This window comes from Pontibacter sp. HSC-36F09 (assembly GCF_024171605.1).
Classification (GTDB): domain Bacteria; phylum Bacteroidota; class Bacteroidia; order Cytophagales; family Hymenobacteraceae; genus Pontibacter.
In genome coordinates, this window is record NZ_JALKAA010000003.1 from 511,452 (window position 1) to 532,403 (window position 20,952).

Consider the following 20,952-nt stretch of genomic DNA (forward strand, 5'->3'; position numbering starts at 1 on the left):
GTCCAAACTATATTTATGTAAAAAGGGCTGGTAAATAAAGAGAAAATTTGCAGCTTAGCAGTGAGATACCCTGCCTTCAAGTTATAGGATTTCTGCTTTTTGAAGCAACGTGCTATCTACTAATCTATCAGCCAGCTAATGAATACAATAGTCAACAAAGCCCTTGGCTTCTTCCAGAAAGTGCCATCCGCACCCACCAATCCACAGGATGTTTCTGAGTTTGCCGCATTCGATATAAAAGATCTGTATGCCAATGAGGACGGTGCCGATAATGGGCAGCTCCAACTCGGGTTGGACGAGAAACTGCGCCAGGCTTATTTCTGGATCACAAACTCGGCCATCATCAGCCCCTTTTATGACATCGAGTATGAGGATGGCGAGTCGAAGCGCTTTGTATTCGGCGACAGCAAGGTGGAAGTAACCCTGCCACAGGGGCAGAGCTACTCCAGTTTCGTGCTGATACCGCTGCTAACACTGGCCGTGCGGGGTAAATGCCTGATCGTGGGCGGACCGGGTCGCGGTAAAACAGCTACTTCCATTTTGATGGGCTTGCTGGCCGGTTACTCCAAGACAGACGTGCTACGCGCCATCCAGCATGGGCAACCGCAGATGACGATTTCCGACCTACTGGGCCATCCACTCCCTGCTGATATGGTGAAGGCCGAGAAAACCTCTGATATCCGGATTGCCTGGCGCAAATGGTTGGGCATGCGGGTGAAAATCATTGACGAATACAACCGCATTCCAACCCGTACGCAGTCCGCCCTGCTCACGGTGCTGTCCGATAACTACGCCGAGATATTCGACCAGATTTTCGAATGTCCGCAGGCAGCCTGGTACCTCACCGCAAATGATGATGCGGGCGGCGGCACCTATCAGGTGATCGAGGCCCTGAAAGACAGGATCGATATTGTGATCCGGGCCTTTCACTTCAACACCCGTTTCATCGAGGACCTGCAGAAGCGAATTGAGCTTAATTATAAACCGGAGTCCATGATCCCGGAAGAGATCATCTTCACGGAAGAGGAGATGGACAGGATCCATGAGCAGATCAGAGGTATAACGATTGCCCCACCGCTGCGCAAAAGACTGGAGTTCTTCTGTCGCCAGTTCGAGTTCTTTGAGTCGTCTTCGGACAAACTGGAGTACATGACCAAGGATACCGCCAAACTTTCAGGCCTGGATTTCAGAACGCTCTTCAGAAAAGAGACCGGAAAGGATCAAGTGAAGGATCTCGGCTCACAGACTAAAAATGGGGTGTCGGTGCGCAAGATCATGACCCTGCTTATCTATGCCAAAGCACTGGCTTATTTCAGGGGCAACAAGCAGGTAGAACTGGAAGATATCCGGCAAATTCTGCCCTTTGTGCTCCACGATTCGCTGGTGCCGCACCTGGAATCGCCCTATTTTGACCAGGCCGGTAACGAAAGCTACCGCGTAGACCGGATCGTGTGGTTGCGAAAACTCTTCGACCTGTCCTGTGAGGAGTACATGAGCCAGGACATGGACACTGAGGACCCGGTGGAGTATTTTGATGCGCAGTTCCGGCAGGGTCTCGAGAATGTGTCGAAGAAAGAAGTGGACAGGCGCTTGCTTGAAATTGAAAAGCAACTGCACAAATGGTCGCAGGAGAAAAAACTGTACGGCTATCGACATGACGACATCTTGAAGCTGAAGTATTTTCACCAAAGGTATACCAACTACAGACGCTGGCTGCAATGGAAAAAATAAGCTATACGCCGCTGATCCAGCATTTGCAGGACAATACAGAGCTTTATAACCAAGTGTATCGCGAGTATGAAATGAAGTACGGTTCCATCGACAGAACCGTGCTGAGCCGGTGGATGGTACAGACGGTGGAGCCTATCGTGCGTGCCGTGGATGCGCTATACCCGGATCATATGCCACAGACTTTCAGGGCCTGCTATACCTATACCTTGCAGCTGCTTGGCAACAAGTCAGGCATCGTGTACGAAGGAGAATACCAGGCTGCCTGGAGCTTATGCGCGCAAGTGCCGTCTCTGGTTGCGCTATACCCTGGCCGGTTGCTATCGGCTATCAATGCGGCGCTGGACTCTATCAGAGCGCATCAGCCGGAGAGGGTGTTGCAGTGGGTTACAGCCTTGAAGAGTACCCTCAGCTATGTCCTCTCGTTGGAAGAGTTTCTGGCTTTGGGAAGAATCCATGCGTGGCGGGCAGGTATGGCACATCTGCGGGAAAAGGCGCAGCAGGAGTTCGATAATTTGAGGGACGTGCTGAAGGAAGCGCTGTTGCATCAGTATGCTGACTTGAAAAGTGACCATGCTTTTGAGCAGGAATGGCCGGGCCTGGCGGCTCCCCAATTTATAGAAGCGCCTGGTGGCTATGTCGGGTATGGGGGTGTTTTTATGGCCCCGCCTAAGGTGGCGCAGCTTGGCAGACACCTTCTGGCAACCGACGGACAGCAACCCTACGCCTTCTTTGCCGATGCCTTTGGTAGTGTGTTGCTGGCAGATGTTCCGGTACAGCCCAAGGCTATACTGAAGCGCTCCAATCTGCAGGGACTGGAAGTTTTTAAAACCCAATTCGGAAAGCAGGCCATTCCTTTTGATGATGTGATTTCAGCTGTGCTGCTGCCCTCTACTTTAGTGCTCACGCGGGCGAGTTCTCACCACTTATTTGTGTACGGATGGACGCGATAGCAACAGAACAAGCCATGGAGACGGTGCTAAAACACTGGAAGGATAGCTGGCAACAGGCCAAACAAGTCTGGAGTCCTTTTGTGAAATTGCGTGAGCCAGTCTGGTGTGCTGCTTCAGGGCAAGCCAAAAATGAAGGGCTAACCGGAAGCTTTGCTATGATCAGGCTGAACGACCACCGCATTGTGATCGATCTGGAGAAAGTGCTGCAGGAAGGCGTGTCCGATTACCCTGTCGAGATTCTGGCACATGAGATCGGTCATCACATTTATACCCCGGCTAATCTGCACGAAAATGCCGTGTTACTTTCCCGGATCAGGTGGTGCCTGGCAGATATTGAAGACCGGGCTCCCTTCGTGGCCAACCTGTATGCGGACCTGCTGATCAATGACACCCTGCAGCGCAAAAAGAATTTGCAGATGGCAGCGGTTTATCAGAAGATCAACCAGCAAGGTACTTCTACCTCTAAGGTATGGCATTTTTACATGCGTACATTTGAGTACCTCTGGAAGCTGGATCGGGGCGCATTGGGTGCAAAGCCAAAGAAACAGGATCCTATGATCGATGCAGACGCCTCGCTGGCTGCTTCTTTGATCAGAAGTTACGCTAAAAACTGGCTGGAAGGTGCCGGCAGGTTTGCCGCCCTGCTCTATCCCTACCTAATTAAAGACAAGGAATATGAGAAAGCCAGGAAGATCTTCACTATCTACCTGGACGCTGAATACGCCGGAGAGGGTGGTGGGATGATCGCTGGTCTGGTGGAGATTGATGAAGAAGGATTGGCTGGTATCATTGATCCACGCGTGGAAGCAGCCAATCGTGCGGGGAACAAGGATGCGGGCGGCGATGCTTTTGGAAAGGTAGAAGCAGGAGGGGAAGGACCGCGGCAGCGCTACCTGAATCCCGGCCGCTACATCGACCTCTTCAAGCAGATCAACCCCAAAGCAGATGAACAGGAGTTGCTCAATAACTATTACCGGGAAATCGCCTTGCCGCACCTGGTGTCTTTTCCTTTGGAGGCCGCAAACCCTGTGTCTCTCAGTTTGCCTGAAGGCACCGAAAGCTGGGACATCAGTGATCCGATGGATGAGATTGACTGGATCGAAACGGCTGTTGGTTCGCCTGAGATATTCCCGGGATATAACACTGTGAAGAGAATTTACGGGTCTGACATTGACGATGCGGAAACCAAAAAGCCGTTGGACGTTTACATCGGCATTGATTGTTCCGGTTCGATGGGAAATCCACGGCAACGTTTTTCATGGCCCGTTCTGGCGGCTACTGTCATTGGTTTGTCCGCTCTTAGGGCCGGGGCGAAAGTAATGGGCTGCCTGTCCGGAGAACCGGGCAGTTTCATGGAAACAGACGGCTTCCGAACTTCTGATGTCGAAGTGCTAACGGTGCTGACCTCCTACCTGGGTACAGGTTATGCCTATGGCGTGCCCCGCCTCGAAACACCCTTTGGCAAGCCGGCAAAAGATAAGTCGCATGTGGTGATCGTGACGGATGACGACATTTTCCGGATGCTGGGGGCTGTTAATGAAACCACTAACATCAGCAATTGGGTGACTATGGAAAAGGCGCTCGTTCATGCCGGTGGTGTCGGTACGCTGGTGCTGCATTCTCAGCCAAATTGGCATCGGGAAGAAGTGCTGCGCCTGAAGAAGATGGGCTGGCACGTCTATTATGTGACCAATGAGCAGCAACTGCTTGAGTTCGCGGCTGAATTTTCTCAGAACCATTACAGTGTGAGAACGGATGATTGACATCTATACCTTGTTTTACCACCTGAAGAGCTGTCCGGAATACTTTTTTCATTGTCCGCCGCTCAACCGGGGTGTTGTACCGCATACCGAAGTATTGCTCAAGGACATGTACCGAAAAGTGCATGGCGACTTCAGCGTGCAGGATGCAGCGCTTCCTACGCTTGTCAACCTCTGGCAGTACGATGAAAATCAACTCATCTCCATGCAGGTGGGGTGCTGGCTTTTTCACCATCCTTTCTTTGCTGGCAAGCCATCATGGGTCACAGGTATAGACTTTTTTCTGAATGATGATCTGCAGGCATTGAGCCCTTTTGTGCAGGCACGGGAGTGGGTAGAGGACGAGGACCGGGCCGAAGAATTTATCCGACTGGCTCTGAGAAAGTGCGGGGTTATACCTGCGGGTGAGACCGCGCTGGAGGCGGCCGACAGGCTGGAGGCATTGGATACCTTGAAGCGTCAGGCGGTGCTGCGCGGCTCACAGGCCTCGTACGACAGAATACGGGAGATCAGGCGCAAAATGGCAGAACAAAAAGCCCGGGAGGCATCAAATGTGTATGGCAGAGAATAAGAAACCAGCTATCGGGTTGAATGACGCAGAGCGCTTCCCGCTGTTGTCAGATCTGTCGTTTCTACAGCAACTGCGGCAGGATGAATTCGCGCCCCGGTATAATTTCCAGAGTGGCGATAGGCTGGAAGCGACCCACCTGGAAAAGGTAAAAGCCTATGCCCATATCATCACCAATGCCAGCACTTTCTGGCAGGCAGGCGGAACACCAGACTGGTTGGAGCAATACCTGAGCTGGTGCCGAAACACCATTCCCTTTTATGAAGCAAGGCCTGACTCCTTTGCAGCGCAACCCACCATCGGCAGGAAAGATCTACTAGCCGCGCCCTGGGAGTTTGTCTCTCGGGAAGCGCCGCTGGAAGAGTTGCTCGTGTACCAGACCTCCGGCACCACGGGTCCTGCCATGGACGTGCTATTTGACCCGGTGTCGCAGGCCTGCTGGATTCCGCAACTGCAGTCCATTTTGCAGCAGCACGGCATCCTCCTCGACGCGGCGCCAGACAAGGTGGCCATCGCCCTGATCTGCTCCCAACAGGAAACACTCACTTACGCTTCCCTCTCGACTTACCTGAACGGGGCCGGTGTGCTGAAGCTCAACCTGAACCCGGCTGGCTGGAAAGATCCGAACGATCGGTTGCTATACCTTGAAAAGTACGATCCGCAAGTACTCACCGGCGATCCTTTTGCTTTTCTGGACCTGATGAAGTTGGAGCCCGCTCTCCGTCCAAAAGTGCTGGTTTCTTCTGCCATGAAACTGACTGCTGGCGTGAGAGAAAAGCTCGAAGATTACTTCCGATGCCCTGTACTGGATATTTACTCGATGACCGAATGCCGGATGGTGGCCTGCGCCGAAGGTGACAGGTATAGAGCAATAAGGCCGGAGCTATACCTGGAGGTGTTTGACAAAGACAAAGATGTGGCGCTGCCTTACGGCGAAAGAGGTGAATTGGTCATCACAGGTGGCAACAACCCTTTTCTGCCATTGATCAGGTATAGGACAGGCGACTTTTGCAGCATCGAAATGGAGCAGGGTATACCTTACCTGGTCGGTCTGGAGGCCAGGCTGCCTGTTCCTTTCTATACCCTTGGCGGAGAGTTGGTCAATAACATTGAGATCTCACGGGCGATGATGGAGCTACCGCTTGCTGGTTTCACCCTCCATCAGGACAAAAACTTCCGACTCACCTTTACCGGTTGGAGCGACGAAGCGATAGCATTGGCAGTGCAAACTGCCTTACAGAAGGTATTTAAAACAGGTATAGCGGCAGATATTGCCATACACCCCGTAGCTGCCATGAAAGAAATGAAGGTCGTGAACTATACCAGCGCTTTTGAGCTGTAGGTTATGGAAGGATAATTCGCGAAGAACTTTTGATCGATCAGGGCGATGGCTTGCGCCAGTCTTTGTTGCCAGTTGCCGCTGATTTCATGATAGGCAATACCGTAACGCTGCAAGGTAGCCCGGTGCGATGTATCCAGCAAATTGCGGTCGGCTTCGCTGAGCCTGGTGCCGTCCTGAACATGGGGCATGTCATTTTGCAGATATAGGTACAGCTGCCCCTGGTTGCAGGTATAGATGTCGGCAGGTAGGTCCAGTTGTTTGCCAAACATAAAGCTGGCGTAGGATTGGGTAATGTGCACGTCGGTATCTATGAACAGTAGGGGTGAATCGGAGACATCGCAAGTGATAATGCGGTGGGCGTGTTCGTGCGCCACGGCGTAGAGGTCATCGAACGCAAACTCGTTGGAGTCCTCGATCAGGTCACGGCCAGCCTCCAGCACAAAGGGAGCGCCATAATGTTCAGCTAAAAGTTGTGTGAGGGTAGTCTTGCCTGTCGATTCTGTACCGAGTAAGATGATCTTTTGCTGAAAATACGGTTTAACTGCTTTCGGCAAATACTCCCAATTTGCCACCGGATTGTTTCGGATAGCTGAGGCGGAGATAGGTACCTGATGCCGCTCTTCATCAAAAGCGATGTGTTGGATGCCCATAAATTCAGCCACATAGTTGCCGTAAATCTCCGAGGTGATGACTAAAGAGCAGTCTGGCACAAGCTCACTGAACTTCCGGGACCAGATGGCAGAGATCGCTTTGGAAGACTCTGATGAATTTGGGTATTCACTTTCCAGGTAATTAAATACCCGGATTTCCAGTCGGCTCTCCCCTCGAAATGTATCCTCAAGCCAGCCCTGTCTCCGTTTCGCAGGTATAGCTTCCAGGTCACTGCAGCATACCAGCACAGTGAGAACATCACACTGCGTTAAGGCGAACTTGATCATCGCCTGATGTCCTTTATGGAAGGGCAGGAACTTACCAAACACAAAAGCTTTTAACATGGGAATGCTGACTAAAGTATGCAATATACAAAAGCAGCGGAAGACATGGCATGGTAGGCTTAAGTTGAGTGGCCAGGTTAAAACGTTACGAAAAAAAATAGCCCTTCCGGAGGGGAAGGGCTATTAAATATCTACTCAAGTTGGGAAACTATTTAGTGCATGGGGAACAGATAATAGATGCCATCCTCACCCGCAACATTACCTGATCAACCCAACTCCAACCGTCGAATTAGTCTGCTCGTCGATAAGGATGAAGGAACCATTGGCTCTGTTATCTGCGAAGGCATCATAGAAAAACTCCTTCGCCGTCTTCAACTGCACGTCGGCAATTTCGTTCAGCTTCAGCTCGCTGACTTGTGTATTGTTGTCCAGCGTCACCACATCTATCAGGTTGGAAAGCGTGCTCACCTTCGCCTTGGCTACGTTTACCCCATGCTGCAACAGGTACGTACTCCCGGCCCGGAGCGGCTTTTTATCCATCCAGCAGATGGTGGCCTCCAGCTGTCGGCTTTGCCTCGGCAACTGGCTTAGAGGCACGATCATGTCGCCCCGGCTTATGTCTACGTCGTCCTGCAACAGTACACTGACAGACTCTTTGGCTTGCGCCGCTTCAATTTCACGACCAAATTTTTCAATGCGGGCGATGGTGGTTTCCTGTCCGCTTGGCAGCACGACTACCCGCTCGCCTTTGCGCAGCAGCCCACTGGCTACCTTACCCGCATAGGCTCTGTAGTCATGAAACTCCTCAGACTTAGGTCGCACCACATACTGTACAGGGAAACGGCTTGGCTCCTCTGACAGGTGCTGCTCCAAAGGTATAGCCTCCAGCAGACTTAGCAGTGGCGCCTCCTGGTACCAGGGCATGAGCTCTGACTGACGCACCAGGTTTTCGCCGTACAGCGATGACACAGGTATAAAGCTGATTTCCTGTCCCGGGAAGCGCACTTTTTCAGCAAAGGCCATGAAAGCGGCCTTTGTTTCCTCGAAACTTTTTTGGTCGTAGTCCACCAGGTCCATCTTGTTCACGCACACTACCACATTCGGTATGCGCAGCAGGCAGGAGATGTAAAAGTGTCGGAACGTTTGCTCCACCACCCCGTTGCGGGCATCCACCAGAATCATGGAAACATTGGCATTGGAAGCGCCCGTCACCATGTTGCGGGTATACTCAAAGTGCCCCGGTGTGTCGGCGATGATGAACTTTCGCATTGGGGTGGAGAAGTAGATGTGCGCCACATCGATCGTGATGCCCTGCTCGCGCTCCGCGATCAGGCCGTCGGTGAGGAGCGACAGGTCTATATAGTCGAGGCCTTTCTTTTTGCTGCTCGCCATAATGGCTTCCAGCTTGTCGGTGGTGATCGAATTGGTTTCGAACAGGAGCCGACCGATCAGGGTGCTTTTCCCATCGTCCACACTTCCTGCGGTTGCTATTTTTAGAACGTCCATACCTTAAAAATATCCTGCTTGCTTTCTTTTTTCCATGGCTGCTTCGGAGCGCTTATCGTCTATGCGGGCACCTCTTTCTGATACCGTGGCACTCAGTATTTCTGCAATGATGTCTTCGATCGCAACAGCCGTTGACTCAACGGCAGCCGTACAGGTCATATCGCCCACGGTTCGGAAGCGGACCATGCGGGTGCTCACCGGCTCGTCATCCGAAACTAGCATAAAGTTAGAGTAGGGGAGAATCTGACCGTCGCGCTCAAAAGTCTCGCGCTCGTGCGAGTAGTAAATGCTAGGTATAGCCAGCTGTTCTTCTCTGATGTAATTCCACACATCCAGTTCGGTCCAGTTGCTGATCGGGAAGACGCGTACATTCTCGCCCATACTGATTCTGCCGTTCAGCATATCGAAGAGCTCCGGTCGCTGCTTCTTGGCGTCCCACTGTCCAAAGTCGTTTCTGACGGAGAAGATGCGCTCTTTGGCGCGGGCTTTTTCTTCGTCGCGGCGGGCGCCCCCAATACAGGCGTCAAAGCCGAACTCCTCGATGGCATCCAGCAACGTGACGGTTTGCAGCACGTTGCGGCTGGCATATTTTCCGGTCTCTTCCACCACCTTCTGCTGGTCGATGCTGTCCTGTACATAGCGCACGATCAGCTCCAGGCCGAGTTCTTCTACCAGTTCATCCCGGAAGCGAATGGTCTCTTCGAAATTGTGCCCCGTGTCAACGTGCAGCAGGGGAAAGGGAATTCTGGCAGGATAGAAGGCCTTTTGTGCCAGCCTTACCAGTGTGATGGAGTCTTTTCCGCCGGAGAACAGAAGGACCGGTTTCTCAAACTGCGCGGCCACCTCCCGCAGAATGTAAATGGCCTCGTCTTCCAGTTCTCTGGGGAATGCCGTGTTGTGAGTAGCCATATTAATTTTTTTGGTTGAAATAATTTGCATGAAGTCCGCACTCTTTCTGGGTTTGTTCCCACCACCACCTGCCGGCCCGTGGTTCTTCGCCCGGCTGGATGGCCCGTGTGCAGGGGGCACAGCCGATGCTGATGAATCCCTGGTTGTGCAGCTTATTGTAAGGAACATCGTGCTCCTGCAGGTAGGCGATCATCTCGTCGTAAGACCAGTTAATGATCGGATTGAATTTGATGACCTGGAAAGCCTCGTCCCATTCCAGCAGGTTGAAGCTGCTACGGTTTGCACTTTGGCCGGAACGCAGCCCGGTCACCCAGACAGCCACTCCTTGCAGCGCTCTCGTTAGTGGAAGTACCTTGCGGACATGGCAGCAGGCCTTCCGGCTTTCAACGGAGTCGTAAAAACCGTTGATGCCATCGCGGCTGATGTACGCTTCTACATCGCTGGCCTGCGGAAAGAAGGGCTCTATTTTGCTGTTATATTTTTGCTCCGTTTCGCTCCAGAGGGTGTAGGTTTCCTGAAACAGCCGTCCGGTGTCGAGCGAGAAGATCCGGATCGGAAGCTTGTTGAAAAAGATGGCATGTGTAATGACCTGGTCTTCCTGGCCCAGCGCTGTCGAGAAAGCGATGCTACCGGGGAAACGGCTTGCCATTCGGGCAAGCGCTTCGGAGAGCGGCAAGTCCGCCAACTCCTCAAGCAGGGACGGAATCTGATCTTTCAAGTTCATGGGCGTGGTTTTTTGCGGTGAATCTTTCCCAGATTCGTTCGTGCACGTAGTAGAGCAGGATTTTGCTGAAGACCTCAATCGAACCGATCGAAAAAGCCATTTTCAGCTCGCCGGTGATGAAGTAAGAGATAACAATGGTGTCCAGGGTTCCCAGGATGCGCCAGGAGAATGCCTTGGCGACGCTCTTGAATTTGCTGTCCTTCTTAGGACCTTGCTTCCTGTTAAAAGCTTTTCGAAGATATTGGTCTAATAGCATAGCGCTGCTTTGAGCACTAAAACTACATAAAACCTACAAACTAAGTAGGGTATGCGATTAAAAAAAACTAAAATTATCTATGCTTAATATTTAAGATACTGTTTATCAGTAGTTTTTGATATAAGATCGGAGAGGGTTTTATTCTCAACAACGGCCAACGTTTGGTCCCGAACCTGGCACATAATCAGGTGCATGTTGCAGGTAGCTTCATCCACGCAGTCGGCGCATTTCTCATAATAATTCAGGCTCACGCAGGGTAGCCATGCAATGGGGCCGTTGAGCAATCGGATGATTTTGGCTAGTGTAATTTCTTCCGGCTTTTTGATGAGGTAATAACCGCCGCCTTTGCCTTTTTTGCTGCCCAGTATACCTGCCTTTTTCAATTCGAGCAGAATGTTCTCAAGGAATTTGTGCGAGATGTTCTTACTGGATGCGATTTCCTGTATCAGCACAGCGCCCTTCTCCTGGTTCTCGGCCAGGTAGGTGAGGGCATGAAAAGCATACTTTGTTTTCTTCGATAACATGTACCGTACTATTTAAAGTAATTAGAGCGATCCGAAGATATGGACCAGGTTGCGTTACAAAACTAAGAAGTATTTCAACAAGGTACTGTTTTAGTAGCCGATAAAGTGAACGACTTAGCTTTACTGCCTTCCGAAGAAGCCTATTAGACCTATACCTGTTGTTATTGAGAGAAAACAAAAATACCACTCCCGTTTTATCAGGAGTGGCATTGACTGGCATAGGATGATAAGGTCAGCCGTGCGGTGTGCATTTGCCTATCGTTCCAGAATCACTTCTTCGGTTTCTATCATTGTCTGGCCGTCTTTCTTCTCCTGTTCCACTTTTACAAGTGTGGCTCTGTTTCCGGAAAAGGTGACCGTATAAGGTTCTTTATTCGGGTGGTCCTGGCCAATGAAGAGCTTTCCATCGGTCATCCAGGTGGGCAGCGTGGTTTGCCCCCTTCCATGGCCATCGATGATGATGACTTTATTATTGTCAGTGAACTCGTAGGTCTTTTCACCTTTAGAGTACAATTCCTGCTCCCGTTCTACCTCATTGTCACCGATTTTCTCTGTGTCTGTTTTCGACATCACGCTCCATTTACCCAGCAGCCTGTTGTCTATAGGATTCTGTCCGGATTCATCTTTGTCCTTGCATGAGATGGTTATCAGGCACATCAAAAAGATCATTGAAAGCGTGAGATTTCTTGTAAGCATAGGTATGTTTTTTTGAATTGTAGAAAAAATGAATTTTAATCAGGGTATTCGATGCCGATGTTCTTGCTTTAATCTTTAAATTGAACAGTTGGGCAAAAGCAGTCCCATGCCCCACTCCGAGAAGGGAGTGGGTACAACAGGTCAGGCTAAAAGTTGTAGTGGATTCAGCCAGGGTATGGCCAGACTAGAGAATCATCTGGTGTTAGGGACGCTCCTCTGGAAATGGTATTAATTAATTCCCTCTGTAAGTGGCGTAACCGTAAGGAGACAGCGTGATCGGAACGTGGTAGTGATCGTTGTCTTTGATTTGGAAAACGACCTCAATGAAAGGGTAGAAACTTTCAGTTTTCTGGTTTTTGAAATAATCAGCCACTAAAAAACGAAGTCTGTAAACGCCTTTGTTATCCTTTTTATTGGATAGAAACTCCTTGATGCGACCATTTTCATCGGTGATCTTCTCATCAATCTGCTTCCATGCCTGGGTCTTCTCATCGAGCTTCTCTAACCTCACAGGAACTCCTTTGGCAGGTGTACCGGTAGAAATATCTATAATGTGACTGGATAACTGGTAAGTATTGGTCCGTGCAAAGGCAACGCTTGTTGCGAAGACAAACAGGAGCGATAAAAGTAATTTTCTCATAGTGTAACTATATATTAATGTATAAGTATGGCTGCGTCTTCTATGGCCGCAGCTTTTGCAATGTTGTGATCATTTTCTGGACCACCGCCTCCGGCTACACCGATGCCTCCAATAACCTGTCCTTTGTACCAAATGGGGAAACCACCGCCCAATAGTAACAGCTCCGGTAGGTTGGCCAGGTTTTCGGTATCTGCATTCGCTTTTGAATTGCGGGCCAGTTGCAGGGTAGGTGTTTTGGTGGAAAGCGAGGTATAGGCTTTTCTGCGGGCGGCTTCGGTATTGTGCGTTCCCACCCCGTTGCCCCGCGTCAGTATAATTACCTGGCCTGAGGCATCCACGATAGCAATGCTCACGTCTTTGTTCAACGATTTGGCAGCAACCCGGGCCCGGTTGGTCAGCTCAATAGCAGACTCCAGCGTGAGTTGGTGCGTTTCGCTTGTATACGTTGCCTGTGCCTGTTTATCCGATAACTTTTGTTTTGCACTGGTCTGTGCCAGCGACACCATCGGGATGAACAGAAACAAAAGCAACTGCAGTTTATAGATCATAACTAAATTTTTTACAAAATTACCAGCACTTCCTGTCAAAAGCATTGCCCTAAGTCAACGTTTTCAGAGTCTGACTTTTATCCTGCTTAAGGTGGAAGGGGAGAGGCCAAGGTAGGACGCAGCCATTTTATTGGAAACGCGCAACAGAAAATCAGGCTGGTGCTGGATGACCCACTTTACTTTTTCCAGTGCGTCAAATCCCTGAAAACCATAAATGCGCTTTTGGGCGGTAATAAAACCCAACTCCAGAATCTGCCTGTAGATGAGTGCGAATTGTGGGGTGGTGTCGACTAGGTGATAGAAATTGTCCCTGCTGATTCTGAGCAACTCTGATTTTTCGATGGTCTGCATGTATTCGCGGGCGGGTGTCTGCTCGATCAGGCTGGGCAGGGCGGTTCCGAACCCGTCTTCAAAAGCGAAGAACCGCGTAGTTTCTATACCTTCACTGCTGATCGTGAAAAGCCGGATGCAGCCTTTATTCACAAAGTAGTAGTGCTTGCAAACATCGTTGTAGTTCAGTAAAAGCTCGTTGCGTTTGGTTTTTACCGGCTCGAAGAAGGAGCAGATCAATTTCAGGGAGGCGTCGTCTATCTTTGTTCTGCTTTTAATAAAAGCTTCCAACAGGTTGTACATGGTGCTGGTTTGAATTCTTTCTCAGGAAGCCCACGGCTCCGCATGTTCGTTCTTAAAACGTAGACAACTATGTACAGTCCAGAAAGTTTAAGAATTTTTGTGCACCACGTACCTATACTTGCCTGTCAGTACGGCTAGCCCTGATGGTAACTGACAGGCAGGTATATGATTTTTGTAACAGTAATAAATCACCTTATTGGTTCAGGTAATCTAAAATAATCTGCACCTGTGCTTTTACTCCGCTCTCCAAAGCATCTTCGTCGAGGTTGAATTTTGGATGGTGGTTTGCTACACTTTTGCCTATACCCAGGGTTAGAAAACAGACTGGGGCAACTTGCCGGTAATAGGAAAAGTCCTCACTTGCAGTCATCAAGGGGGCATCAAATACATTGTTCTGTCCAAGTGCTGTAATGGCGCTCTGCTTTGCCAGGGAATTTAATGCTTTGTCGTTTTGAATGGAAGGATAGCTAAGGATGTAGTCGAGTTCATACGCTGCGCCGTGAGCCTTTGTGATATTCTCTACAATTGATTTGACCCTGGTCTCCATTAGTTTGCGGGTTGAGTCTGTTGTGGTGCCAATACTGGCTCCCAGTTCTGCTTTATCGGCAATCACATTGGGTGCATCGCCCGACTGAAATTTTCCTACGGAGATAACAGCCATCTCGCCCGGGGTCACTTTACGGGAAACGATCGTTTGTAGAGCACTTACAATTTCAGCGCCTACCACGATCGGATCTATACCTAGTTGTGGCATAGAACCATGCGAACCCTTCCCTTTAATTGTCAGGTAGAACCCATCTGAGGTAGTGGAGGCTGCGCCATCGGGCAGAACCCCAACATGACCTACAGGGAAATTAGGCATGACGTGCATCCCGAAAAAGGCATCTACGTCCTTCAGTGCACCGGATTTGATGATGTCCAGCGCTCCCCCCAGATCCTGCTCTTAAGCGTGTTGAAAAACAAAGTAAACCGTTCAGTTCACCTGGTCTTTCATCTTAGATAAAGTTGTGGCGGTTGCCAGTAACATCGCGGTATGGGCATCGTGGCCACAAGCGTGGCTTACGTTTTTGATCTTGGAGGCAAATGGCAAGCCTGTTTCTTCCTGAATGGGCAAGGCATCCATGTCGGCTCTGAAAGCCACCGTTTTTCCAGGCTTCGATCCCTTTAAAACGGCTATGATGCTTGTTTTGGAAGGTTTGATTATTTCCAGGTTATCAAGCTTTTTCAAAATGCCTTCAACATATTTACTTGTCTTCTCTTCTCTTCTTTAAAGGAGAATTCCGGGTTTTCATGAATATGCCTCCTCCATTTGATGAGGTCGTCTGTAGGTATGTTTTTCATCCAGGCGGTATTTGAAGTTTGGTTGGGTTTGTTGGTCTGGGGTTTTGTCTGTGCGAAAAGTATGGTGCTACTTAACAAAAGCAGTAGTACGGCAGGTACTTTTTTCATCCTTTTTGTTTATGGGAGTTTATTGTTAAAATGCTATACGAGCAGAAAGTCAATTTTGCATGCTGCCGCATATACCTTCACTCGGTTTTGGGTATAGGTTATACCTGAGCAAATGGAAGGAATCCTTCTCTATAGAGTGGCTACTTCTTCAATGGGCTGCATAGCAGTGTAGGTATAAAGATAGATGCCACTAGTGGGGCTATACCTTTTGTTAATACACCACTTTGCCTTGGTGGAGAAGTGATTTTACAGGCGATACACGCGATACGGCCTCTGCCGAGCAACTGGCATCCACCAGCACCAGATCAGCCTTATCACCTGCTTTTGGCCACTGTTGGTTTCCCTTGTCGTCGAGCGGAAGGATATTGTGTGTGGCTAGTTTCAGGCATCTGGAAAGCTCCAGCTCGGTAGAATAGCCGTACAGCTGCGCCATCAGGTTTGCTTTCTGTAAAACGCTGCCAGATCCAAAGGTATTCCAGTGGTCGATAATCGAATCGTTGCCGGTGCGAACATCCACGCCATACCTGTATAGTGTCGGGATGGGCATAATGGTATTGCCGAACGGAATGGTAGAAATGATACCGATCTTGGCATTGCCCAGCTTTTCTGCCACTTCATCAAGTTTGCGCTGCTCGAGTCTGGCGAGTACGAAACAGTGGCTCAGGAAAGTTTTGCCCTTCAATTCCGGATTCTCATTTACCTGGTCTATCAGGTACTCCACCGTTCTCAAGCCGGATTCTCCGCCTTCGTGCAGGTGGATGTCTATACCTTTGTTATGGTCCAGTGCCAGCTGCAGGACAAAGTCCATACTTTTCTCCAGGTTTCCATCGATCGCGTGCGGGTCCAGACCACCGATATAATCGATTCCCATGGTAGCAGCTTCTTTCATTAGTTGCTGCGAGTCGGAATGGAATATGCCGTGCTGCGGGAAGGCAACTAGTTCTGCAGAAAAGGAATCCTTTTTATTTTCAAGGGCCAGCTGCAGATTTTTAAGGGAATCGAGTTTGGAAGTAGGCTCGATGTTGACATGGCTTCTGGCAAAGTTAGCACCATGGAATTGCAGCAGCTCGATGATCTTCTCTGCCCGATGGGTAGAAGTCTTCAGCATATCCGGGAGTACCTGCTGCTCGTAAGCAATCATGTCCTGCACTGTCCTGTTTTTTTTACGGCGGGCCTGCCAAGGTCCTCCATAAAAGGTTTTGTCCAGGTGGATGTGCATGTCCTTGAAGGCAGGCAGCAGTAGTAAGCCTTTGGCATCGATGGCCCGGGCATTCGGGTTATTGGGCAGGATGGCTTTTATTTTATCCTCGCTGATCTCCAGGGTGAACAAGTCAGTTTTGGTGCCGGTAACTTCACCTTCCTCGTACTCAAAACCTGTTTCAAGCCTTACATTTTTCAACGTGAGTGTATCACCAGTGCTGATGTAGCCGGTCTGCTCATCAGCATCCGGTTGGTTTACAGCAAGCACGCTGCTACACGACATCAGACTGCTACCAGCCAGAAGAATAGAAGAACTTTTTATAAAATCTTTGCGGGAAAGTAAGGGAGTCATATAGTTATCTTTTAACTACAAAGTTTCCGCGAGTTAATATTGCATTGATGCAGGATTTCTGCCATAACTTGTAAATTTTATAACTGCTTCCGAAACCCCCGGGGCGAAACACCGGTCTGATTCTTGAAAAAATTGGAGAAGTAGGCCAGGCCATTGAAGCCCAGTTCGTAGGCAATTTCTTTTATAGACATCTCGGAAGCTCGTAGGAGCCGCTTTGCCTCCAGCGTGATCCGGGTTTGAATCAGAAACATGGCGGATACCTGTAGCTGCTTTTTACAGAGAATGTTCAGATAATTTGCTGAAATATGGAGCCTGTCGGCGTAGGCGGCAACCGTTTTATGCTCTTTAAAATGAAGATCGACCAGGGCATGATACTTCAGTAAAGCAGGGGCTGCCCGGTACAGCGTCAAATCCTCAAACTTACTTTCTGCCTCACGACTGATTAATTGAGCAATCAGCCTGCTCCGTAAGTTCACAATTCCCCAATGAACTGGCTTAATACTCAGCTCGTCCCGAATAGACTGAAACTCGTACTGCAGCTTACGGAATGCTGCAGGAGACAGCTCGATGACAGGGTGGTTTTGGTAGAGCACAAATGAAAACTGCAGAGAAGAAGTGAACAACTCAAAGAACGGTTTACTGATCATGAGCTGGTAGGCGAGGGTGCTCTTTTTCAAATCCCATTGGTGTACCTGACCCGGAAACAGCATGTGTAACTGATAATCGCCTACATTATACGACTGAAAGTCGATGGTATGCACCCCATTTCCTTCCTCAAATAAAAGTATAATAAAGAAGTCGTGCTTGTGCGGTTTTTCGATGAGCCTTTCCCCATGAATTTCGTGGTACTGCAAACTGTCATCTGATTGCAGGTCAAGCTGGAATTCTTTTATTCCGAGTATAGGAAAATGGTGTTTGTTGCTCACAATTGTAAGGTATATAAATCTCTGCACTCTTTATCAGCTGTCTCTGCTGTTATTTGTTAGTATAGATTGGTACAGTCTATATTAATGTAATAGTGTTCCTAACCTCGAGATAAAATATCGAGCACAAAAAAAGCCGCTTCAGTTATAGCAAAAGTACCTTTTGGTAGACCGAAAGATTGAATCGAATAATATGCACAGTGATTAAGCTGCGTTAGGAAACTATCAAAGGGTAGGAGAGGAATTAAAATAACTGATAATCCATAAAGGATAACCTTATCCTTTATGGATTAATTGCGTACCTTTAGAATATGAGCATCTTATAACCTGTTGACTTGACGAACTATAAAATGGATTATATACTCCCCAAAAACCGTTCAAAGCTCTTTAACGTCATATTCCTAACAACTTTTAGCCTCCTTCCGGCTGCCGCCTTTGCTCAATCTGAGAGCACGGGAGATAGCGGTCTTTTCAGTTTGCCGGGTATCCTGATCACCATCACCCTGCTGATTGTACCTGTAGTCGCCGCCATTTTTCTATTGGTAGTGAAGGCAAATGCACTCTTTAAGAATATTCAGAACAGAAAAGACTCCGAGGAGGCCACCCGTTTTGCCGCATACCTGAAGACGTTGAATGTGGAGCAGCTGGAAGCGCTGCAAAACGACAGGCTCCACCAGGATTACCACTTAAATAACCAGGAGCTCTCAGGGCCTTTTTCACCGGAAGATTCCAAGGGCCTTTTAAGCAGCGTTAATGAGCGAGCCAACATCCGCTTCATAGAGGCCAAACGCAAGGCCATCGTCCGGCCCGGCATCGACCCGGCTCTTTCAAGACTCATCCTTTGGTTTTTAGGTACTGCCACTTTCTGGCTTGTCTTCGGTACCTCGGTGGGGGAATATGTCGGCATTAAGTTCGTGGCGCCGGATGTGGACCAGGTAAGCTGGCTGAGCTTTGGCAGGCTGCGTCCGGTGCATACCAATGCCGTGTTCTGGGGCTGGTCGTCGCTGGCCATGCTCGGACTGGGCTACTACGTTGTGCCGCGGGTAAGCAATATCCAGATTCACAGCCTGAAATCCGGTTGGTGGTCGCTGATCCTCATCAATGCATCGGTTGTGTTGGGTACCATCGCGCTGATGGCGGGCATTAACAACGGCGGCGGCGAGTACCGTGAGTATATCTGGCCCATCCAGTTGCTGTTCGGCATCGGCTTGGTCATCACTTTAGTCAATTACCTGAGGACCGTCGCGCGACGAAAGACGACCGAAATTTATGTATCAAACTGGTATATCGTGGCGGCGGTGATGTTTGCGATCGTGATTTCCATAGTGGCCTATGTGCCTAATTTCCAGAACGGACTAGGCGAAACCATTATACAGGGCTACTACATGCATCAGGGCGTGGGCATGTGGTTTATGCTTTTCACGCTGGGTTTGGTTTACTATTACCTGCCGCAGCAGCTCAACAAACCCATCTATTCCTACAGCCTCGGTATACTTGCTTTCTGGTCGCAGATATTCTTCTATACCTTAATCGGAACGCACCACTTTGTGTTCAGCGCTATACCTTGGTCGCTGCAGACGGTGGCGATTGTAGGCAGTGCAGGTATGGTTATACCTGTCGTGTCTGGCACTACCAACTTTATAATGACCTTCCGAGGCGCCTGGCATAAGGTAGCCGGCAGTTATACTCTGCCATTCTTCATTGTGGGCATCATCTTCTATTTCACGGGCTCGCTGCAGGGCACGGCAGAGGCCTTCCGCAGCACTAACCTGATGTGGCACTTCACGGACTTTACGGTGGCGCACTCGCACCTGACCATGTATGGCATCATTGCTTTCTTTCTGTGGGGTGGCATCTACGCCATTGTGCCGCGGCTCACGCGTCAGGAGCCGCCACAAATCACGGTAGGCATTCACTTCTGGATGGCTTTTATCGGGATGATGTTCTATACTATTCCGCTGATGTGGGGTGGCACCATGCGCGGTCTGATGTGGATGGAAGGGCTTCCTTTTATTGAAAGTGTGACCATGATGGCGCCTTACTGGTTGTGGCGTGCCATCGGCGGCTCGCTGATGTGGGTATCGCACCTGGTGTTCGCCTACAACATGTACCGGATGATAAACCCGCGCAAAACAGTGAACATTAACGACGAAGCCATCAAGAAGCTCCATTCGAAGGACTATGAATTGGTGGACATCCTCGATAAATAAAAGCAGCAGACAATAGCACCCATTAAATTCCTAACAGTTGCTCTTTAGCACACACAGCATATGATGGATTTTTTTAACGACTATAGAAAACTATACCTTACGGCACTCGGCTTGTTTGTTCTGCTCACCATACTGGTTGCCATTATGCCCGCCATCAGCAACCAGAACAACAACAGTCCGCTGCCCAGCGAAGAGCCTCTGAGTGCCGCCGCCCTGGAAGGCAAGGCGCTTTATGTGGCCAACGGCTGTGTGGCCTGCCATACCCAGCAGGTGCGTAACCTCGATATGGACAAGGTATGGGGCAAGCGCCCCAGCATAGCGGCCGATTATGCCGATGAGCAACGCACCGATTTGTGGCGGAATACCGCTACCCTGATGGGGACTGAGCGCACCGGCCCTGACTTAGCCGATGTAGGCAACCGCCAACCCAGTGCTGAATGGAACCTGTTGCACCTGTATCAGCCACGCGCGGTAGTAGCTGAGTCGATTATGCCGGCCTACCCGTGGTTGTTCGAAGAGAAAGCCGAGTTGGAGGAAGGCGATGTAGAGGTTCCCGTGCCTGATGCCTTCCGAAAGGGAGTGAAAGGCAGGATTGTAGCAACCAAAGACGCCCTGAATCTGGTGGCCTACCTGCAGTCGCTGAAGCAGGCGGAGCTGCCCGGCTCCATGGCCCCGCCGGAGTTCCTGTACAAGCGGGAAGAAAAAGCTACTGCGACCACTGGCAGCGGCGAAGACCTGGGACTGGATGGCGCTGCGCTTTACGCGGCCAACTGCCAGAGCTGCCACCAAGCCAGCGGCGAAGGCCTGAAAGGAGCTTTTCCGCCCCTGAAAGGAAGCCAGATTGTACTGGACGATAACCCCGAGGTGCTGATTGATGTAGTGATGAACGGTTACGATGCCCGGCCGGAGTTTGCGTCTATGCCGGCTATTGGAACGAATATGAAGTTATCAGCTGCGGAAGTAGCCGCCATCATCAACCACGAGCGCAGCAGCTGGGGCAACAGCGCGCGCAAAGTGCCGGAGGAAGAAGTCCAGAAGATCATGGATCTGCTGAAACAGTCAGCCCAGAAATAAGGAAACATAAAGTTTATATCAA

The 20,952-nt window shown here is 49.9% G+C and carries 19 protein-coding genes and 1 pseudogene; 7 read left to right on the top strand and 13 right to left on the bottom strand.

All coding sequences use genetic code 11. The annotated features are described in order from the left end of the window. Positions 1-138 precede the first annotated feature (138 nt). From L1278_RS12075 to L1278_RS12095, 5 genes are read left to right on the top strand one after another with little or no spacing between them, the layout of a single operon-like run. On the top strand, positions 139-1,731 hold the full coding sequence (locus L1278_RS12075) for an AAA family ATPase (RefSeq protein WP_253404562.1): 1,593 nt from the start codon (positions 139-141) through the stop codon (positions 1,729-1,731). Then, positions 1,719-2,681 (top strand): hypothetical protein, encoded by a 963-nt coding sequence (locus L1278_RS12080; RefSeq protein ID WP_253404564.1) that lies wholly within the window; start codon positions 1,719-1,721, stop codon positions 2,679-2,681. Before L1278_RS12075 ends, L1278_RS12080 begins: the two co-directional genes overlap by 13 nt. After that, the gene (locus L1278_RS12085) at positions 2,669-4,444 is read left to right on the top strand and encodes a hypothetical protein (RefSeq protein WP_253404566.1); all 1,776 of its coding nucleotides are present in this window, start codon (positions 2,669-2,671) and stop codon (positions 4,442-4,444) included. Before L1278_RS12080 ends, L1278_RS12085 begins: the two co-directional genes overlap by 13 nt. After that, positions 4,437-5,012: a hypothetical protein gene (locus L1278_RS12090; RefSeq protein ID WP_253404567.1), complete on the top strand. Its 576-nt coding sequence runs from the start codon at positions 4,437-4,439 to the stop codon at positions 5,010-5,012. Before L1278_RS12085 ends, L1278_RS12090 begins: the two co-directional genes overlap by 8 nt. Continuing rightward, positions 4,999-6,351 (top strand): AMP-binding protein, encoded by a 1,353-nt coding sequence (locus L1278_RS12095; RefSeq protein WP_253404569.1) that lies wholly within the window; start codon positions 4,999-5,001, stop codon positions 6,349-6,351. The genes L1278_RS12090 and L1278_RS12095 overlap by 14 nt, the downstream gene beginning before the upstream one ends. On the opposite strand, the gene L1278_RS12100 is transcribed toward L1278_RS12095, so the two are convergent. From L1278_RS12100 to L1278_RS12160, 13 genes and pseudogenes are all read right to left on the bottom strand, one after another. Then, positions 6,327-7,346, bottom strand: a complete 1,020-nt coding sequence (locus L1278_RS12100; protein WP_253404571.1) for an AAA family ATPase — start codon at positions 7,344-7,346, stop codon at positions 6,327-6,329. The genes L1278_RS12095 and L1278_RS12100 overlap by 25 nt on opposite strands. A 198-nt stretch (positions 7,347-7,544) precedes the next feature. Next, entirely contained in the window at positions 7,545-8,792 is a 1,248-nt protein-coding gene (locus L1278_RS12105; RefSeq protein ID WP_253404572.1) for a sulfate adenylyltransferase subunit 1, read from the bottom strand. Positions 8,793-8,795: 3 nt separating this feature from the next. Beyond that, on the bottom strand, positions 8,796-9,701 hold the full coding sequence (cysD, locus tag L1278_RS12110) for a sulfate adenylyltransferase subunit CysD (protein ID WP_253404580.1): 906 nt from the start codon (positions 9,699-9,701) through the stop codon (positions 8,796-8,798). 1 nt (position 9,702) lies between these two features. After that, entirely contained in the window at positions 9,703-10,425 is a 723-nt protein-coding gene (locus L1278_RS12115; protein ID WP_253404582.1) for a phosphoadenylyl-sulfate reductase, read from the bottom strand. Continuing rightward, on the bottom strand, positions 10,391-10,681 hold the full coding sequence (locus L1278_RS12120) for a DUF2061 domain-containing protein (RefSeq protein WP_253404584.1): 291 nt from the start codon (positions 10,679-10,681) through the stop codon (positions 10,391-10,393). Before L1278_RS12120 ends, L1278_RS12115 begins: the two co-directional genes overlap by 35 nt. A gap of 83 nt (positions 10,682-10,764) precedes the next feature. Continuing rightward, on the bottom strand, positions 10,765-11,205 hold the full coding sequence (locus L1278_RS12125; RefSeq protein ID WP_253404591.1) for an Rrf2 family transcriptional regulator: 441 nt from the start codon (positions 11,203-11,205) through the stop codon (positions 10,765-10,767). Between the two features lie 255 nt (positions 11,206-11,460). After that, positions 11,461-11,901 carry a hypothetical protein gene (locus tag L1278_RS12130; protein ID WP_253404593.1) on the bottom strand — a complete coding sequence of 147 codons (441 nt, stop codon included), beginning with the start codon at positions 11,899-11,901 and terminating at the stop codon, positions 11,461-11,463. 232 nt (positions 11,902-12,133) lie between these two features. Beyond that, a complete protein-coding gene (uraH, locus tag L1278_RS12135; RefSeq protein WP_253404595.1) occupies positions 12,134-12,541 on the bottom strand; it encodes a hydroxyisourate hydrolase in 408 nt (135 codons plus the stop codon). A gap of 14 nt (positions 12,542-12,555) precedes the next feature. After that, positions 12,556-13,089 carry a heme-binding protein gene (locus L1278_RS12140; RefSeq protein ID WP_253404598.1) on the bottom strand — a complete coding sequence of 178 codons (534 nt, stop codon included), beginning with the start codon at positions 13,087-13,089 and terminating at the stop codon, positions 12,556-12,558. Positions 13,090-13,152: 63 nt separating this feature from the next. Beyond that, on the bottom strand, positions 13,153-13,722 hold the full coding sequence (locus L1278_RS12145) for a Crp/Fnr family transcriptional regulator (protein WP_253404600.1): 570 nt from the start codon (positions 13,720-13,722) through the stop codon (positions 13,153-13,155). Positions 13,723-13,915: 193 nt separating this feature from the next. Further along, a pseudogene (locus L1278_RS12150) lies at positions 13,916-14,863 on the bottom strand (M20 family metallopeptidase). Between the two features lie 519 nt (positions 14,864-15,382). After that, entirely contained in the window at positions 15,383-16,723 is a 1,341-nt protein-coding gene (locus L1278_RS12155) for an amidohydrolase (protein ID WP_253404602.1), read from the bottom strand. A gap of 77 nt (positions 16,724-16,800) precedes the next feature. Beyond that, the gene (locus tag L1278_RS12160) at positions 16,801-17,649 is read right to left on the bottom strand and encodes a helix-turn-helix domain-containing protein (RefSeq protein WP_253404604.1); all 849 of its coding nucleotides are present in this window, start codon (positions 17,647-17,649) and stop codon (positions 16,801-16,803) included. A gap of 347 nt (positions 17,650-17,996) precedes the next feature. Between L1278_RS12160 and L1278_RS12165 the strand changes: the two genes are divergently transcribed. Both L1278_RS12165 and L1278_RS12170 read left to right on the top strand, forming a co-directional pair. Continuing rightward, positions 17,997-19,856 (top strand): cbb3-type cytochrome c oxidase subunit I, encoded by a 1,860-nt coding sequence (locus L1278_RS12165; RefSeq protein WP_253404606.1) that lies wholly within the window; start codon positions 17,997-17,999, stop codon positions 19,854-19,856. Between the two features lie 60 nt (positions 19,857-19,916). Next, on the top strand, positions 19,917-20,930 hold the full coding sequence (locus tag L1278_RS12170) for a cbb3-type cytochrome c oxidase subunit II (RefSeq protein ID WP_253404608.1): 1,014 nt from the start codon (positions 19,917-19,919) through the stop codon (positions 20,928-20,930). Positions 20,931-20,952: the final 22 nt, after the last annotated feature.

What these genes read in the sequence shown, in the direction of transcription:
- L1278_RS12075 (WP_253404562.1), top strand. Translation starts at nt 139, where the DNA reads ATGAATACAATAGTCAACAAAGCCCTTGGCTTCTTCCAGAAAGTGCCA.
- L1278_RS12080 (WP_253404564.1), top strand. Translation starts at nt 1,719, where the DNA reads ATGGAAAAAATAAGCTATACGCCGCTGATCCAGCATTTGCAGGACAAT.
- L1278_RS12085 (WP_253404566.1), top strand. Translation starts at nt 2,669, where the DNA reads ATGGACGCGATAGCAACAGAACAAGCCATGGAGACGGTGCTAAAACAC.
- L1278_RS12090 (WP_253404567.1), top strand. Translation starts at nt 4,437, where the DNA reads ATGATTGACATCTATACCTTGTTTTACCACCTGAAGAGCTGTCCGGAA.
- L1278_RS12095 (WP_253404569.1), top strand. Translation starts at nt 4,999, where the DNA reads ATGGCAGAGAATAAGAAACCAGCTATCGGGTTGAATGACGCAGAGCGC.
- L1278_RS12100 (WP_253404571.1), bottom strand. Translation starts at nt 7,346, where the DNA reads ATGTTAAAAGCTTTTGTGTTTGGTAAGTTCCTGCCCTTCCATAAAGGA.
- L1278_RS12105 (WP_253404572.1), bottom strand. Translation starts at nt 8,792, where the DNA reads ATGGACGTTCTAAAAATAGCAACCGCAGGAAGTGTGGACGATGGGAAA.
- cysD (WP_253404580.1), bottom strand. Translation starts at nt 9,701, where the DNA reads ATGGCTACTCACAACACGGCATTCCCCAGAGAACTGGAAGACGAGGCC.
- L1278_RS12115 (WP_253404582.1), bottom strand. Translation starts at nt 10,425, where the DNA reads ATGAACTTGAAAGATCAGATTCCGTCCCTGCTTGAGGAGTTGGCGGAC.
- L1278_RS12120 (WP_253404584.1), bottom strand. Translation starts at nt 10,681, where the DNA reads ATGCTATTAGACCAATATCTTCGAAAAGCTTTTAACAGGAAGCAAGGT.
- L1278_RS12125 (WP_253404591.1), bottom strand. Translation starts at nt 11,205, where the DNA reads ATGTTATCGAAGAAAACAAAGTATGCTTTTCATGCCCTCACCTACCTG.
- L1278_RS12130 (WP_253404593.1), bottom strand. Translation starts at nt 11,901, where the DNA reads ATGCTTACAAGAAATCTCACGCTTTCAATGATCTTTTTGATGTGCCTG.
- uraH (WP_253404595.1), bottom strand. Translation starts at nt 12,541, where the DNA reads ATGAGAAAATTACTTTTATCGCTCCTGTTTGTCTTCGCAACAAGCGTT.
- L1278_RS12140 (WP_253404598.1), bottom strand. Translation starts at nt 13,089, where the DNA reads ATGATCTATAAACTGCAGTTGCTTTTGTTTCTGTTCATCCCGATGGTG.
- L1278_RS12145 (WP_253404600.1), bottom strand. Translation starts at nt 13,722, where the DNA reads ATGTACAACCTGTTGGAAGCTTTTATTAAAAGCAGAACAAAGATAGAC.
- L1278_RS12155 (WP_253404602.1), bottom strand. Translation starts at nt 16,723, where the DNA reads ATGACTCCCTTACTTTCCCGCAAAGATTTTATAAAAAGTTCTTCTATT.
- L1278_RS12165 (WP_253404606.1), top strand. Translation starts at nt 17,997, where the DNA reads ATGGATTATATACTCCCCAAAAACCGTTCAAAGCTCTTTAACGTCATA.
- L1278_RS12170 (WP_253404608.1), top strand. Translation starts at nt 19,917, where the DNA reads ATGATGGATTTTTTTAACGACTATAGAAAACTATACCTTACGGCACTC.